Raw genomic sequence first — 15,348 nt, 5'->3', positions numbered from 1 at the left:
CACAGGGAGGCTGACACGATGAGATTTCTGCTCAAGACAATCATCAGTCTGATGCTGGTGGGTATTGCGGGAACCGTAGCAACAGCTGATGAGCGCCCGGTACTTCGTTCTCAGGTGATGACGCTTTCCGATGTCGTTACCGTTGGTGATTTTTATTCGAACACGGGTCTGCTGGCCTCCAAGCCTTTGTTCCGGTCTCCCGACATGGGAACTTCGGGCAATGTTCCGGCAAACCTCGTTGCGGAACGTGCCCGTGCTGCCGGACTGGAACAGGCAAGCACCGACGGGCTCAGGACCGTGGTTGTCCACCGTGGCGCAACAAAGATTGAACGCGACCAGCTGGAAGGAATTGTGCGCACTGCAATTGCGCAAAGGAACGCCGGCATCGACCCGAAGCTTCTTGACGTCAAGCTCCTGCAGGCTCCCGATCGTATTCTTGCCGACCCGAAAGTCCAGGACCCAATTCGGATAGACAGCCTTGACTGGTCCCAGTCGACAGGGCGTTTCACTGTCTACGCTTCGGTTGCCGCTGAACATGGCATCAAACCGCTGACATTCTCGGGTGTTGCAACAGAAATGGTCAATGTCGTGGCCCTGGCTCAACCGCTTCGCCGCGGTGACATTCTCAAGGAAGACGACCTGATCTCCGTGCGCCTGACACGGAAAAACGTACCTTCCGGTGCCGTAACTGATGCGCAGAATATTGTCGGCAAGCAGGCCCGGACCAACATGCGCGCCAACGCCCCCCTCGCCCGCAAGGATTTCCAGCACCCTGTCCTGATCCAGCGCGGTGAAAAGATTACCGTCACGTTCCTGATGCCGGGGATGAAGCTCACCTCCCGGGCCCAGGCTCTGGACGAAGGCGCAAAGGGGGACGTCATTGACGTCATGAACCTTCAGTCCCGGCGGATTGTACCGGCCACCGTCCTCTCCCGCGGCCAAGTGCGCGTTCACACCTCCAATCCGCTTGTCGCAAGCCTGAACAGCGAGACCAACTAATGCCGATCTCCTTTCCCAAGCACCTTTTGGCAAGCATTGCTCTGGCTGCCCTCGCAGCAGGCTGCGGCACTCCTGAACGATTGGCCAATGTCGGACAGCAACCCGCGCTGAATGCCATCCAGGACCCAACGACGACACCTGGATACAGGCCGGTTCAGATGCCGATGCCGGAGCCGCAACAGGCACATTACAACCCCAACTCTCTCTGGCAGTCAGGAAGCCGCGCATTCTTCAAGGATCAGCGCGCAAGCCGCGTAGGCGACATCCTGACCGTGGTCGTGACGATCGATGACAAGGCCGAGATCGAAAACAACACTGATCGCAGCAGAACGGAAACCAATGGATCGGGCGTCGGCGGAGCCCTCGGCACGGCCATCGACACGATCTTCCTTCCGGCCGGCATGGCGGCAAGCGACCTTGCAAACGTCAACAGTAACTCGAGCTTTGCGGGTGCCGGCAAGGTTGATCGGGAAGAAACGCTTCAGACCAATATTGCAGCTGTCGTGACCCAGGTACTGCCCAACGGCAACATGGTCATAGAAGGTCGACAGGAAGTTCGCGTAAATTATGAAGTCCGCGAGCTGATCGTCGCCGGTATCGTCAGGCCTGAAGACATCACTGCCAACAACAGGATCGCAAGCGAGCAGATTGCCGAGGCCCGTATCGGCTATGGCGGCCGCGGCCAGATCACTGATGTTCAGCAACCGCGCGTTGGCAACCAGGTTCTGGATATCCTCCTCCCCTTCTGATCCAGACCCGGTTTACAGTCCCCCGGCCAGCAGCAGAAAGAGTGTTCTAGAAGCTCTGTTTGCTGCGGCTGACGACGGGTACGGTGTCTCGCTCCCCGAGCGCCGTACCCGTTCTCTTTTCAAATCACTGATGACGCTGCGTCAATTTCGGATACAATGAAGCATTGGTTTCTCAATCCGGCAGGTCGCCATGCGCATTTTGATTTTCGTTTTCCTAAGCCAGTTTCTGATAGCAACAGCCTCTTCCGCAGCAAATTGCGGCAATGGCCCAGCAGGTTTCACCACCTGGCGAGATGCCTTTATCGCCAATGCCGGTCGGTATGGTTTGAACCCCAGGATCGTCCAATCAGCGCTTCAGAATGTGAAATACAGCAAGAAGGTGGTCAGGCTCGACCGCAATCAGAAATCCTTCAAACTCAGTTTCAAGCAGTTCTATGCCAAGCGTGTGAACAACGCGATGATCCGCAGGGGTCAGAAACTTGGCCGGAACTACGCGCAGCTCTTCAACAGTATCGAACGGAAGTACGGCGTTCCAGCACCCGTCATCCTTGCGATCTGGGGCCTCGAAACAAACTATGGCGGTTATCTTGGAAACATGCCGGTGCTTCAGTCACTTGCCACTCTTGCCTATGATTGCCGCCGCTCAGCCTTCTTCACCAATGAACTGGTCAGCGCCTTGATCATCGTGCAGCGTCGAGACATGTCGCCTGCGGAAATGCGCGGCGCCTGGGCCGGTGAGATTGGCCAGACCCAGTTCCTTGCTTCTTCCTATGTCCGATACGCCGTTGACTATGACCGGGACGGCCGGCGCGACCTGATCCGTTCGGTTCCCGATGTCCTGGCATCAACCGCAAACTACCTGGCGAAAAAAGGTTGGCGCCGTGGCCAGGCCTGGGGACCGGGTACTGCCAACTACCGGGTTCTGAGGGAGTGGAACAAGGCCAGCGTCTATGTTCAGACCATCTCCATCATGGCTTCGAAGATAAGCGGACAGGGATAACCGGATCGATTTGCAGACTTGGTCTTCCAGAACCGGGCAACTGACACTCCGCGCGCAGGACAAGCTGTGTAAGCGAATTTTGCTACTGCACCGTTCCTCCGATTGGACTACGATACCCTCTTCATCTGAAGCGGCAGTGCTCTTCTCCCAACGGTTCCAGGGGCGCGCCGGTCCCTCCATCGTTTCCGTTATCAGGAGCTCAGCATGTCCAGCTTCAAAGACCTTTCAATCTCGCGCCGCACTCTTCTGGCAGGTGTCGCGGCATCAGGCTTCACGGCAGCGCTGCATCCCTATTCGGCCCTGGCAAAAGAAGGATCCGCACACATTCGCCTGATGGAAACCACGGACCTGCACGTCCATGTCTTTCCTTACGATTATTACAGCGACAAGCCGATCGACACGGCAGGTCTTGCACGCACCGCATCCCTGATCCGGCAGATCCGCAACGAAGCAACCAATTCGGTTCTGGTCGACAATGGTGATTTCCTGCAGGGCAATCCGATGGGTGATTTCGTCGCCTATGAACGCGGCATGCGGGAGGGTGATGTCCACCCGGTCATCAAAGGCATGAATGTCCTTGATTTCGACGCGGCAACCCTCGGAAACCACGAATTCAACTACGGCCTGGACTTCATGATGAAAGTCCTTTCTGGTGCCAATTTCCCGGTTGTCTGCGCAAATCTGGTCAAGGGCACCAATCTCGCAGCAAACGCCCGTCAGGACGAGTTGTTCCTCAAGCCTTATGTGATCGTTGAAAAGCAGATTCAGGACGGAGCCGGAAACTCCTACCCGATCAAGATCGGTTTTATCGGTTTCGTACCGCCTCAGATCATGAACTGGGACAGGCGGCACCTGGAAGGCAGCGCCAATGCCCGTGACATAGTGGACGCCGCCAAGGCCTTTGTCCCTGAAATGCGGGAACAGGGCTGCGACCTGGTGATCGCGCTTTCCCACTCGGGCATCGATGCAAACGACTATTCCGAAGGAATGGAAAATGCCTCGCTGCACCTGTCGGCAATTGACGGCATTGACGCGGTCTTTACCGGTCACCACCATCTTGTTTTCCCGGGTCCGGCCTATGAAGGCCTTCCCGGCGTTGACAGCCAGAAAGGAACCCTGTTCGGAAAGCCTGCAGCCATGGGAGGTTTCTGGGGATCGCATCTTGGTGTCATCGACCTGATGATCGAGCGTGATGGCAACGGCTGGCGTGTTGCGAACTTCATGACGGAAGCCCGACCGATCTATGAAAAGGAAGGACGCAAGGTCACACCACTGGTGGAAAGTCAGCAGGATGTCCTCGATGCCGTCAAAGAGGACCACGAGGCAACTCTGGCATATGTTCGCCGTCCCGTCGGCAAGACCTCAGCTCCTTTGCATTCCTATTTCGCATTGGTGGCCGACGACCCCAGCGTCCAGATCGTTTCCAAGGCTCAGACCTGGTACATTAAGCAGATGCTGAAAGGAACGGAGTGGGAAGGACTGCCGGTTCTGTCGGCTGCCGCACCTTTCAAGGCGGGCGGCCGCGGAGGTCCGGACTACTACACGGATGTCCCTGTCGGTGATGTTGCGATCAAGAACGTTGCGGACTTGTATCTTTATCCGAACACAGTGCGCGCCGTCGCGATCAAGGGCAGCACCGTCAAGGACTGGCTGGAACGCTCCGCCGGAATTTTCCAGCAGGTCGAAGCTGGCAAGGCCGATCAGCCGCTGATCAACCCGGAATTCCCAAGCTACAATTTCGATGTGATTGACGGCGTCACCTACGAGATTGACCTCAGTCAGCCATCAAGGTTCGGCCCCAAGGGTGAGCCGCTCAACCCGGACGCCAATCGCATCGTGAACCTGAAGTTCAACGGTGAACCGATTGATCCGGAAGCACACTTCGTTGTGGCCACAAACAACTACCGCGCCGGTGGCGGCGGGAACTTCCCCGGTATCAGCGACGACGCCGTTGTTTTTGTCGGCCCCGATACCAACAGGGATGTTCTGGTGCGCTACATCGTTGAGCAAGGCACCATCAACCCGTCGGCCGACGCAAACTGGACGTTTGTGCCCATGCCGGAAACAACCGTCCTGTTTGAAACCGGACCGGGTGGAACTGACCATGCGGCCTCTGTTGAAGGCGTGACAATCGAACCGGCAGGAGACGGCGCGGACGGATTTGCGCGCTATCGCATCACGCTTTGATGAATCGCGTCGCTTTATCGTGCAATAAAAAACCTTCCCCGAAGTCGGGGAAGGTTTGAAAGTGATTTCGGAATCGCCGTCTACGCGGGGAACCGGCCGTTTTTCTGGAAATCAGTCGTCGCGGTAAACCTTTTCCCGACGCTCGTGGGCCTCTTGGGCTTCGATCGACAAGGTTGCGATCGGACGGGCTTCGAGACGCCGCAAGGCGATCGGTTCACCAGTCTCCTCGCAATAACCGTAACTGCCATCGGCGATGCGTTCCAAAGCGTCATCGATCTTTGAAATCAGCTTCCGTTGACGGTCCCGGGCGCGCAGCTCGATTGAGCGGTCTGTTTCAGACGACGCACGGTCGGCAAAGTCGGGGTGGTTTTGGCTTTCTTCCTGAAGGTTCGTGAGTGTTTCAGCACTCTCTTTCAGGATCTCTTCTTTCCATGCAAGCAGCTTGTTTCGAAAGTATTCACGCTGCCTGTCATTCATGAACGGCTCGTCTTCCGAGGGTCGATATTCAGACTCAATTTCAACCGTCATCGATAGCTCCGGATTACCGTTAGGCCGGGCGCAATATATAGCCGGTTTCTCCAGCCGACAACGGTTCATTTACGAAAAATACCATTAAAGAAAGTTAATAACTTTCAAACTGTTGCGGGAATTTCCAGTACTTCTGCCGCAATTAACCATCACGTGAACGAGTTACTGATCAGAGAATCGGCCAAGCTTTGCGAGCTCAACTTTTACTCGCAATTCGATTTCCTCAAGCACCGAGTCGATTTTCGAATCACCACTGGGAGGACGATTGGCGACCTGGCGAGCCAGCATCTCAAGCCGATCTTCCGAAACCTGCCCGGTGAGAAGGTCTGCGCGAATGGACTCCAGAGAGTCGAGCAACGTATGGCCGTAACGCGCGGCCTTGGAACGACGCTCTGCTCGTTCATCGACCTCCTGAAGGGCAAGCAGCGCATCCATGCCCTGAATCGCGGCTCCGCCTGCTGTCTGGGACGACTGGACAACCTCACCTCCAAGGTCAGGTGCAAATTGCTCCGTGCCGGACGGCGTGTTCTTCTTGCCGCCCCTGCCCTGAACTCCATTGATAGGTTTGTTGCCAGTGATACGCATGATTGTTTTCCGGTTCGCCTGATGCCCGCCCCTGAAGCGTTCCCAAAGAGCGGAACCGCGCCGAGCGTCAGAATCTGCCGGGAAGGGTAATTGAATCCGTGTACGGGAGGCAATATTTGCCCAGCCACAAACGCAATTCATTAACTCTATTCCACAGGCACTCCCGAAAAATCAGCTTCAACATGGCTGAGACCGACAGAATTCTGCCATTTTCTGAAAATTCCTCTCCTCCTCGATCAAACTGGCACGGCTCTCGCATTACGCAATTCGACTGAATATGAACCGGCAACATCCGCCGGATCGGAAACAACGGACGAATAGCGGCGATGCGAAATTTGGATGGCAAAGTTTCGGAACGGATTGCAAAGCTGATACTGGCAGCAGCCGTTTTTGTCTTGATTGCGGGAAATGCACTGACTTCGGCAGAAGCGGCATCGCGCATCAAGGATATCGCCGACTTCGAAGGTATCCGCGAAAACCAGCTGATCGGGTACGGGCTGGTCGTCGGCCTGAACGGCACGGGTGACTCGCTCAACAACTCACCCTTCACCCAGCAAAGCCTGCAGGCAATGCTGGAGCGGCTAGGCGTCAACACGCGAAACATCGCTCTGAACACCAACACTGTTGCCGCCGTTATGGTCACCGCCAACCTGCCACCTTTCTCCACTCAGGGAACACGCATCGATGTCAACGTCAGCGCCCTTGGTGATGCAGATTCCCTTCAGGGCGGCACATTGCTTGTCACACCGCTGGTCGGCGCCGATGGTGAAGTTTACGCGATTGCTCAGGGCTCCGTGGCCATCGGCGGATTCTCAGCCCAGGCGGACGCGGCCTCCGTCGTCCGTGGGGTGCCGACAGCGGGACGGATTGCCAATGGCGGTCTTGTCGAGCGTGAGCTTGAGTTCCAGCTGGCATCGCTGACCACCCTTCGCCTTGCTCTGCGCAATCCGGATCTGACGACAGCAAGACGCGTTGCTCTGTCCATCAACGAACTGATCGGCATGCCGACTGCAGAGCCGCTCGACCCGGCAACCGTTCGGCTGGACCTGCCGCGTCAATATGATGGCAATATCGTCGACTTGCTGACCGATATCGAACAGCTGATCGTTGAGCCGGACCTTGCAGCACGCATCGTGATTGATGAGAATTCCGGCATTATCGTCATGGGGCAGGACGTGAAAGTTTCCATGGTGGCGGTCGCGCAGGGCAATCTGACGGTGACCATCGCAGAATCCCCGCAAGTGTCCCAACCCCTCCCCTTCGCCAACGGACAGACTGCCGTTGTCCCGCGCTCGGAAGTTGCCGTTGACGAAGATGGCACCAAGCTGGCGATCGTCCCCGAAACCGTAACGTTGAAGCAATTGGTCGACGGGCTGAACGCCTTGGGGATCGGTCCGCGCGACATGATCTCCATTCTTCAGGCGATCAAGGCAGCAGGCGCCCTGCAAGCTGATATCGAGGTCCTATAATGCTACAGCCAGTCACACCAGCTTCGAACCAGCCCAATCCGCTAGATACGATCCGCGGCGTCGACGGAAGCAACAAGACGGCAGCGAAGGAAGCTGCCAAGGAATTTGAAGCGGTGTTTTTGAACACCATGCTCCAGAACATGTTCACCGGTCTTGAGAACGGCGGCACCTGGGGAAGTGGTCACGGAGCGGATGCCTGGCAAAGCCTCCTGATCGATGAATTTGCACGTTCCATCTCGGAAGCCGGAGGCATCGGCCTTGCCGACAGCGTGGAACGTGAATTGCTTGCACTGCAGGAGGGGGCCCGATGACTGCACAACCCAACACCAACACCTTTCCTTTCTCCCTTGAGCGGCCCACAAGCCAACAGGAAGCTGAAAGCTTTTGCTCGGCTCTGTCGGGAACCATGGAAGCTCTTCTGTCTGTGATCGAGATGGAAACAGACCTTGTTCGCGCCGGCAAACTTCGGGAAGCCGGCGAACTGCAAGCGGACAAGGCACGGCTGATCCATGAATATACCCGCGGCATGATGACCGCGAAGGAGCACGCCGTTGCCCTTGGCAATCTTTCGCCCGCCTCAACGCAGAACCTGCGACGGCAGCATAGCGAGTTCCAGCCGGTCCTGAGGATCAACCTGGCGGTGCTTGCCACAGCCCGGGACGTTGCAAACAACATCGTGTCGACCGTCGCCAAGGTGGCCGGTGCGAAGAATGCCGCAGCACCGACAACATACGGGCGCACCGGCTCGGCGCCGACCGGACCGCAATCGGCGCGTGGGATTGCGGTCAATCAATCTCTGTGACCGGCTGCCGGGCACAAACTGCAATCGTACAAAGGGCTCTCGGATGCGGGAGCCCATTTCAAAATGCCGAGATTAATCATTTAGTTAGAATTCGAATCAATTTCGACTCAAATTGAAATGCCGCACTCACGCCAATTCTAATCAATCCGTTAACAAAAGATTCATTCCACAGCATTATATTCAACATTGTATGGGTATCAGTTTTCAGTAACCCGGAGGAAAAGATGTTGGATACGGGATTAGCCCGGCCGTCATCGCCGACGTACACGGCGATCACGCCGGCAGCGCGGGCTCCGGAAAAAAACCAGCCCGCAACGAATACGGACTTACCTGCTGAAGAAACCGTGAGGCCTTCAGCTGAAACGAACGACGGACAGCGTGCGGCTGACAATCAGCGCAACGAGCAATCGCTGTTTGAGACGGTCTCACCAAAACTAGAGCGCCGCAACACTGTCGACCCTGAAAGCAATAGCGTTATCTACACCGCAACGAACACTGACACCGGAGAAGTTGTCCGCCAGGTTCCGAGCGAAACTTTGCGACGCTTGCGGGCGTATACGCAGACAATCGAAACGCAGAGCACGTCGGCAACGGCACAAAGCATCCAGAAGACCGCCTAATTCACCAAATTTGGCGCCCTTCTCATTTCTTCTCCGGACACAACTTACAGCCCGGCCACTCCCGCCTGTTAAGCATCCCCTCCTCCACCTTGACGGTGAAACCCCCAAGCAAAACAGCCACACCACTTTAGGGAAACTTCTATAGTTAATCCGCATTCACCTCAACAATTAACCAGTTAACCAAATACATTAATAATAAAAATTTACACACATTTTAGGTTAAATAGCGCTAACCAAATAACTTAGGAAACAATACAAGAATAAGCGACAGAGTTGCTTTGTCATTCAGGAAGAATGGCATTGAACACAGAAGGAACTCTGTAATGGCAGACATCACAATTTCGAGCGCTGTACGTACTAACCTCAACTCTCTTCAGGCAACTTCCAGCTTGATGAGTTCCGTCCAAGAACGGCTTTCTACGGGCAAGAAAGTGAATTCGGCACTCGATAATCCGAACTCCTTTTTTACCGCTCAAGGTTTGGAAAACCGCGCCGGCGATCTCTCGACTCTACTTGATGACATGGGCCAGTCCGTCCAGACGCTGAAGGCTGCTGACAAGGGCATCGAGGCTATCTCTGATCTGGTTGATGCCGCAAAGGCGAAAGCCAATCAGGCTCTTCAGACCTCCAGCCAGTCCGAGCGCCAGCAATACGCCTCTGAATATAACGAACTGCTGACCCAAATCGAGGATCTGGCGGGAGATGCCGGTTACGGTGGCAAAAACCTGCTTGGTGGTACGGGCAACGATCTTTCGGTGACCTTCAACGAAGACGGATCCTCTTCCCTGTCCATCTCTTCCGTTGACTACACGGACACAAGCAGCTCGACCGGACTTGCCCTGTCCGATCTGGCAAGTGGCAGCACCGGCTCAGTGACAATTACACTGCAGAACGGCTCAGCGACAGCAACTGCGCTGGCTACCGCAACTGCAACGCTGACGACTGACAATGATTTCACCGCGGGTGACACCATCACGCTGTCGGACAGCACCGGCACCGAACTCGGTTCCCTGACCATTGATGACACCACCACGATCCAGGACCTTTCCGATTTCATCGGTGGTGCGAGTTCTGACACCAGCACGTCCATTTCCAGTGGCGTGATCACGGTAAATGCCGACTACGAGGTTTCGGTTGACTCCGATGCCTCCGGCTTCACCGCGTTGTCAACGTCACACTCTGAAACCAATGGCTTTTCGACGGATGCCAAGATCGAATCAACGCTTGATTCCCTGACCAAGGCCCAAGATACGCTTCGCTCGCAGGCATCCACCTTTGGTACCAACCTTTCCATCGTGGAAAACCGTCAGGATTTCACCAAGGCCCTGATCAACACGCTGGAAGAAGGCGCCGGCAAGCTGACACTTGCAGATACAAACGAAGAAGGTGCAAATCTTCTGGCTCTGCAGACGCAGCAGACCCTCGCCTCAACTTCGCTGTCTCTGGCAGCTCAGGCTGATCAGAACGTGCTTCGGTTGTTCTAACATTCGCATCACCTCACACGTGAACACAGACAAGGGAGACGGACATGTCCGTCTCCTTCTTTTGGTTACGAAGCATTAAGGTTAAATCACGCTAACCATATATTTTTACAACTTGTTTCCTCCTTGAGCCGCTTGATGAGCCTCGAACCCAGGAAGGGTTCTCGTAACTCGTATTCCTAGAAGGGAAACAAAATGGCTGATATTACCATTTCGAGCGCCGTGCGCTCGAACCTCAATGCACTCCAGTCCACTTCGCAACTGATGAGCTCCGTGCAGGAAAAGCTTGCAACGGGCAAGAAAGTGAATTCGGCACTCGACAATCCGAATTCCTTCTTTACAGCGAAAGGTCTGGAAAACCGCGCAAGCGATCTTTCCACACTGCTGGACGACATGGGCCAGTCGGTCCAGACGCTGAAGGCTGCTGACGAAGGCATCAGCGCAATCTCAGATCTGGTTGATGCCGCAAAGGCTAAAGCCAATCAGGCCCTGCAGACCTCTAGCCAGTCTGAACGTCAGCAATTCTCAGCTGAATATAATGAGCTTCTGACTCAGATTGAGGATCTGGCAAAAGATGCTGGCTACAAAGGCAAAAACCTGCTTGGCGGATCTGGAAATGATCTGTCCGTTACGTTCAATGAAGACGGCACTTCCTCGCTGTCGATCTCTTCAGTAGACTACACGGACAGCAGCAGCTCGACCGGACTTGCCTTGTCCGATCTGGCAAGCGGCAGCACCGGTTCAGTGACGATTACGCTGCAGAACGGTTCTGCAACGGCAACTGCACTGGCCACTGCAACTGCAACGCTGACGACTGACAATGATTTCACCGCCGGTGATACCATTACATTGACGGACAGCACCGGCACTGAACTCGGCTCCCTGACCATCGATGACACCACCACGATCCAGGACCTTTCCGATTTCATCGGTGGTGCAAGTTCTGACACCAGCACGTCCATTTCCAGTGGCGTGATCACGGTAAATGCCGACTACGAGGTTTCGGTTGACTCCGATGCTTCCGGCTTCACCGCGCTGTCAACGTCACACTCTGAAACCAACGGCTTTTCGACGGATGCCAAGATCGAATCAACGCTTGATTCCCTGACCAAGGCCCAAGATACGCTTCGAGCGCAGGCATCCACCTTCGGTACCAACCTCTCCATTGTGGAAAATCGTCAGGACTTCACCAATGCCCTGATCAATACTCTGGAAGAGGGCGCCGGCAAGTTGACCCTGGCCGACACCAATGAGGAAGGTGCAAATTTGCTGGCCCTGCAGACCCAGCAATCCCTCGCCTCCACATCGTTGTCCCTGGCAGCTCAGGCCGACCAGAACGTACTGCGGTTGTTCTAAACCAGACGAAAGTTTCAGCAAGATCTCAAAAGGCGGGCCTCGGCCCGCCTTTTTTTACATTTGACGGCACTCTACCCTCCCCTCATCAAAAGCTAATCCTTTCCTTGTGAATTCGCGCCAGGCCCCCACGCGTTAACACCTCGTTAACCCTAAAATGCGATGCATTAACCAATGGTTAGGGTTAACAGAAGATGATCCTAATCAACCTGCTCAGGAAGAGCAGAAGTATATGTGACCCAGGAAAGGGATATTCAGATGCAGGACATCACCCTGTCAGCTGCCGTACGGCAGAATCTTCTCACTCTCCAGTCCACCGCAGACATGATGTCCGGCGTCCAGAACAAACTGGCGACCGGCCTCAAAGTGAATTCAGCGCTGGATAACCCGAATTCCTTCTTCACTGCCTCCGGGTTGAACTCGCGTGCCAGCGACTTGGGCAACTTGCTTGATGACATGGGTCAGTCGCTGCAAACGATCAAAGCAGCCGACAAAGGTATCGAAACGATCACCGATCTAGTCGAAACAGCAAAGGCAAAGGCCAACCAGGCCCTTCAGACACAGAGCCAGTACGAACGCAAGACATTCGCTGAGCAGTACAACGATCTTCTGGAGCAGATTGAAGATGTTGCAAAGGACAGCTCATATAAGGGCAAGAACCTGCTTGCCGGCGATGGCAACGATCTGACGACGATCTTCAACGAAGATGCAACCTCCAAGTTGACTATCGAAGCGGTCGACTACACCGAAACAGCCCTTTCGACCGGCCTGAATCTTTCGGACCTGGCAGAAGGCCAAGGCAGTGCAACGTCCTTTGACCTGAAGGGCGGCAAGAAAACGATTGTACTTACCGACGGCAGCTCCACGCTGAACTCCAGCTCCACTCTGCTGGAATCCAACGTAATCGCATCGACGACGACCACACTGGAATTCGTCAACGCGATCGGGTCTCCGAACGCCGTCATCGGAAACTCAGTTTCATCCGGCGCAACCGTTCAGGATTTGGTAGATGAGCTGAATTCGCTTTCAGGGGTTCGCGCGGAGTTCGACGATACGTCAGGTGAGCTGACAATCTATAGTGACGAAGACTTCCACATCTCCGACGCTGTGAGCACGCACTCCGCTGCTCTGTCGACCTTCGAAGTAACCGCTACGGCTTTGACGACCACCACTGCGGTGCTTGCAGATACCGGCTCATTCGCAATTGGTGACACCCTCACCCTGACCGACGGCAACGGTTACGAGCTCGGCTCTCTGGAAATTGAAGCTGACACGACTGTGGATGACCTGGAAAGCTTCGTCAACGACTTCAACGGGGTGTCCGCATCCTTCGACTCTGGCTCCGGCCAGTTTAACATCACGTCCGAAACCGACCTCGCCTTGACAAGCGACAACGGTGACTTCGCCAGCAACGCATTCACCGCCAATTCGAATGGTGTTACGATCTCAGCTCTGTCGGACAGCGGTTTCGCCACCGACAATGACATCAATCGCGTTGTTGATCGATTGAACACCGCTCTTTCAAACTTGAGATCCCAGGCTTCTGAATTCGGTACTAACCTTTCGACTGTTGAGATCCGTCAAGATTACACAAAGACGATGATTAACACTCTACAGGAAGGTGCCGGTCTTTTGACCTTGGCCGATACCAACGAAGAAGGTGCAAACCTGTTGGCACTTCAGACCCGTCAGCAGCTGGCTTCCACCTCACTGTCCTTCGCGTCGCAGGCGGACCAGACAGTGCTATCCCTCTTCTAATTCAGCTAGAATCAGTCAGACGCACGACTCACAAGCTGACAATCAGATACGGCGGGCCTTTGGTCCGCCGTTTTTGGTTTTGATGGACCGGACATTGAAAATGCTTGATTTTTTCTCGTTAGGATTCAAAGGCTTAAAAGAAAGCTTTTGGTAACTTTTATTTACAGCACGTTAACTAGTGCATCACCGATTAACTTTCCATTTAGATTTACGGCAAAGGTGTGTGCTCTTCTTGCAGCGCTTGAGAGGCACCCGCGTCGAGTGATGAATAGGAAAAGCGGTGAAGTCTGATGCCTGATATTGTTCTTTCCAGCGCGGTCCGGGACAATCTCCTGTCGCTCAAGCAAACAGCTGATCTCCAGTCGGTTACACAAACCCGTCTGGCAACCGGCCTGAAGGTGAACACCGCCCTCGACAATCCGAATTCATTCTTCACGGCACAATCGCTGAATGACAGGGCGAGCGACCTGTCCAATCTCCTGGACAATATGGGACAGGCCGTCCAGACAATTCGCGCAGCGGACAAAGGCATCACATCAATCACCAAGCTGGTTGAATCGGCGAAAGCAATTGCCAATCAGGCCCTGCAGACGTCGAGCGAATATGAACGCAAGCAGTTCACAAGCCAATACAATGATATCCTTGAACAGATCGAGGATATGGCTCGGGATTCCAGCTATAAGGGCAAGAACCTTCTGGCGGGCGCCGGCAATGAACTTGAAGTTATTTTCAACGAAGACAGCACATCCAATCTGACCGTTGAACCTGTGGACTTCACCGATACGACCCTGGATGACGGCCTCAATCTGGATGATTTGAACACGGGCGGAACCGGTACCTCGTCATTCAATCTGTACGGTGGAAGCACCACTCTGGCAATGACAGGACTGCAGGCCTCCTCAAATCTGACGGATCTGGGTGACTGGGCAAATGGTGACCAGGTAACAATCACGGACAGTTCAGGCACGACCACATTGACTGTCGGCACGGACATTACCACCGTCCAGGACTACGTCGATGCTCTGGACAATCTCAACGGCGTACATGCAACATTCGATGAGGCAACCGACTCAATTTCCATCACGTCTGGTGGCGACAACCCGATTGCTATTTCGAAAGACAACGCTGGCGGTGGCACGGCCACAGATGGTAGTGCAACCGGGGGCACGACATCGACCCTGACTGTTTCCGCCCTGAGCGCAACTTCGACGCTCGTAACATCAGGTGGTTTCCAGGCAGGCGATACAATCACGATTACCGACGGCAATGGATTTGAGCCGGCATCGCTGGAGATCGATTCCGAAACAACGGTCAGCGATCTGGTTTCCTTCATTGATAACGTCAAGGGCCTGGACGCGACATTCTCCGGCGGCAGCATCAGCATGATCGGCGAGGTTTCGTTCGACATCACCAGCAGCAATACCGATTTTAACCGCATGACGCTCGGCAGCTCGACAGGAACTGTAGGCCTTACGGCTTCGGCCTCGGAGTTCAAGACCGACACGGATATCGACAGAACGCTCCAGGCAATCAACGCAGCCTTGGATGAATTGCGCTCCGCAGCGCGATCTATGGGTACTTCTCTGTCAACCGTTGAAGTTCGAACGGATTTCACCCAGGAACTGATCAACACGCTTGAAATCGGTGCCGGCGAACTCACCATTGCCGACATGAACGAAGAAGGCGCGAACATGCTCGCCCTGCAAACCCGGCAACAGCTGTCATCAACAGCCCTGTCGCTGGCAAACCAGGCCGATCAGAGCGTCTTGAGCCTGTTTGGTTAACACCGTAGGCGAAAAACATTAAAGTATCGGGGG

At 54.8% G+C, this 15,348-nt stretch carries 14 protein-coding genes; 12 read left to right on the top strand and 2 right to left on the bottom strand.

The annotated features are described in order from the left end of the window. Positions 1–18 precede the first annotated feature (18 nt). The 4 genes from flgA (at position 19) to ABLQ08_RS18460 (ending at position 4,935) form a co-directional block, all read left to right on the top strand. Positions 19–999, top strand: a complete 981-nt coding sequence (gene flgA / locus ABLQ08_RS18475; protein WP_352944970.1) for a flagellar basal body P-ring formation chaperone FlgA — start codon at positions 19–21, stop codon at positions 997–999. Further along, positions 999–1,748, top strand: coding sequence for a flagellar basal body L-ring protein FlgH (flgH, locus tag ABLQ08_RS18470; protein WP_352944968.1), 750 nt, complete (start codon positions 999–1,001; stop codon positions 1,746–1,748). Before flgA ends, flgH begins: the two co-directional genes overlap by 1 nt. Positions 1,749–1,938: 190 nt before the next feature. After that, the gene (locus ABLQ08_RS18465; protein WP_352944966.1) at positions 1,939–2,748 is read left to right on the top strand and encodes a lytic murein transglycosylase; all 810 of its coding nucleotides are present in this window, start codon (positions 1,939–1,941) and stop codon (positions 2,746–2,748) included. A gap of 204 nt (positions 2,749–2,952) precedes the next feature. Beyond that, the gene (locus tag ABLQ08_RS18460) at positions 2,953–4,935 is read left to right on the top strand and encodes a bifunctional 2',3'-cyclic-nucleotide 2'-phosphodiesterase/3'-nucleotidase (protein WP_352944964.1); all 1,983 of its coding nucleotides are present in this window, start codon (positions 2,953–2,955) and stop codon (positions 4,933–4,935) included. Between the two features lie 111 nt (positions 4,936–5,046). Here the strand turns inward: ABLQ08_RS18460 and dksA are convergent, their stop codons facing one another. Together dksA and ABLQ08_RS18450 are read right to left on the bottom strand one after the other, a co-directional pair. Continuing rightward, entirely contained in the window at positions 5,047–5,463 is a 417-nt protein-coding gene (dksA, locus tag ABLQ08_RS18455) for an RNA polymerase-binding protein DksA (protein WP_352944962.1), read from the bottom strand. Positions 5,464–5,625: 162 nt separating this feature from the next. Further along, complete coding sequence (locus ABLQ08_RS18450; protein WP_352944961.1) at positions 5,626–6,048, bottom strand: flagellar assembly protein FliX; 423 nt, start codon at positions 6,046–6,048, stop codon at positions 5,626–5,628. A 326-nt stretch (positions 6,049–6,374) separates the two neighbouring features. Here ABLQ08_RS18450 and ABLQ08_RS18445 point away from each other — a divergent pair, with 326 nt between their 5' ends. The 8 genes from ABLQ08_RS18445 to ABLQ08_RS18410 all read left to right on the top strand — a co-directional run bounded on the left by ABLQ08_RS18445 (position 6,375) and on the right by ABLQ08_RS18410 (position 15,315). Next, positions 6,375–7,517: a flagellar basal body P-ring protein FlgI gene (locus ABLQ08_RS18445; RefSeq protein ID WP_352944960.1), complete on the top strand. Its 1,143-nt coding sequence runs from the start codon at positions 6,375–6,377 to the stop codon at positions 7,515–7,517. Then, on the top strand, positions 7,517–7,828 hold the full coding sequence (locus tag ABLQ08_RS18440; protein ID WP_352944958.1) for a rod-binding protein: 312 nt from the start codon (positions 7,517–7,519) through the stop codon (positions 7,826–7,828). Before ABLQ08_RS18445 ends, ABLQ08_RS18440 begins: the two co-directional genes overlap by 1 nt. Beyond that, positions 7,825–8,319 carry a flagellar protein FlgN gene (locus tag ABLQ08_RS18435; RefSeq protein WP_352944956.1) on the top strand — a complete coding sequence of 165 codons (495 nt, stop codon included), beginning with the start codon at positions 7,825–7,827 and terminating at the stop codon, positions 8,317–8,319. The genes ABLQ08_RS18440 and ABLQ08_RS18435 overlap by 4 nt, the downstream gene beginning before the upstream one ends. 224 nt (positions 8,320–8,543) lie before the next feature. Beyond that, positions 8,544–8,939 (top strand): flagellar protein FlaG, encoded by a 396-nt coding sequence (locus tag ABLQ08_RS18430; protein ID WP_352944955.1) that lies wholly within the window; start codon positions 8,544–8,546, stop codon positions 8,937–8,939. Positions 8,940–9,262: 323 nt separating this feature from the next. Further along, positions 9,263–10,423, top strand: a complete 1,161-nt coding sequence (locus ABLQ08_RS18425; RefSeq protein ID WP_352944953.1) for a flagellin — start codon at positions 9,263–9,265, stop codon at positions 10,421–10,423. A 192-nt stretch (positions 10,424–10,615) separates the two neighbouring features. Then, the gene (locus ABLQ08_RS18420) at positions 10,616–11,776 is read left to right on the top strand and encodes a flagellin (RefSeq protein WP_352944951.1); all 1,161 of its coding nucleotides are present in this window, start codon (positions 10,616–10,618) and stop codon (positions 11,774–11,776) included. Positions 11,777–12,031: 255 nt separating this feature from the next. Further along, on the top strand, positions 12,032–13,531 hold the full coding sequence (locus ABLQ08_RS18415; protein WP_352944949.1) for a flagellin: 1,500 nt from the start codon (positions 12,032–12,034) through the stop codon (positions 13,529–13,531). Positions 13,532–13,821: 290 nt separating this feature from the next. Next, positions 13,822–15,315, top strand: a complete 1,494-nt coding sequence (locus tag ABLQ08_RS18410) for a flagellin (RefSeq protein WP_352944947.1) — start codon at positions 13,822–13,824, stop codon at positions 15,313–15,315. Positions 15,316–15,348: the final 33 nt, after the last annotated feature.

Origin of the sequence: Roseibium sp. SCP14 (assembly GCF_040329475.1) — a bacterium.
Lineage (GTDB): Bacteria > Pseudomonadota > Alphaproteobacteria > Rhizobiales > Stappiaceae > Roseibium.
Note: the sequence above shows the minus strand (reverse complement) of the source record. Positions and strands in the feature narration are given on the sequence as shown.

What these genes read in the sequence shown, in the direction of transcription:
- ABLQ08_RS18415 (WP_352944949.1), top strand. Translation starts at nt 12,032, where the DNA reads ATGCAGGACATCACCCTGTCAGCTGCCGTACGGCAGAATCTTCTCACT.
- ABLQ08_RS18435 (WP_352944956.1), top strand. Translation starts at nt 7,825, where the DNA reads ATGACTGCACAACCCAACACCAACACCTTTCCTTTCTCCCTTGAGCGG.
- ABLQ08_RS18465 (WP_352944966.1), top strand. Translation starts at nt 1,939, where the DNA reads ATGCGCATTTTGATTTTCGTTTTCCTAAGCCAGTTTCTGATAGCAACA.
- dksA (WP_352944962.1), bottom strand. Translation starts at nt 5,463, where the DNA reads ATGACGGTTGAAATTGAGTCTGAATATCGACCCTCGGAAGACGAGCCG.
- ABLQ08_RS18410 (WP_352944947.1), top strand. Translation starts at nt 13,822, where the DNA reads ATGCCTGATATTGTTCTTTCCAGCGCGGTCCGGGACAATCTCCTGTCG.
- ABLQ08_RS18450 (WP_352944961.1), bottom strand. Translation starts at nt 6,048, where the DNA reads ATGCGTATCACTGGCAACAAACCTATCAATGGAGTTCAGGGCAGGGGC.
- ABLQ08_RS18420 (WP_352944951.1), top strand. Translation starts at nt 10,616, where the DNA reads ATGGCTGATATTACCATTTCGAGCGCCGTGCGCTCGAACCTCAATGCA.
- ABLQ08_RS18425 (WP_352944953.1), top strand. Translation starts at nt 9,263, where the DNA reads ATGGCAGACATCACAATTTCGAGCGCTGTACGTACTAACCTCAACTCT.
- ABLQ08_RS18445 (WP_352944960.1), top strand. Translation starts at nt 6,375, where the DNA reads ATGCGAAATTTGGATGGCAAAGTTTCGGAACGGATTGCAAAGCTGATA.
- ABLQ08_RS18430 (WP_352944955.1), top strand. Translation starts at nt 8,544, where the DNA reads ATGTTGGATACGGGATTAGCCCGGCCGTCATCGCCGACGTACACGGCG.
- flgH (WP_352944968.1), top strand. Translation starts at nt 999, where the DNA reads ATGCCGATCTCCTTTCCCAAGCACCTTTTGGCAAGCATTGCTCTGGCT.
- ABLQ08_RS18440 (WP_352944958.1), top strand. Translation starts at nt 7,517, where the DNA reads ATGCTACAGCCAGTCACACCAGCTTCGAACCAGCCCAATCCGCTAGAT.
- ABLQ08_RS18460 (WP_352944964.1), top strand. Translation starts at nt 2,953, where the DNA reads ATGTCCAGCTTCAAAGACCTTTCAATCTCGCGCCGCACTCTTCTGGCA.
- flgA (WP_352944970.1), top strand. Translation starts at nt 19, where the DNA reads ATGAGATTTCTGCTCAAGACAATCATCAGTCTGATGCTGGTGGGTATT.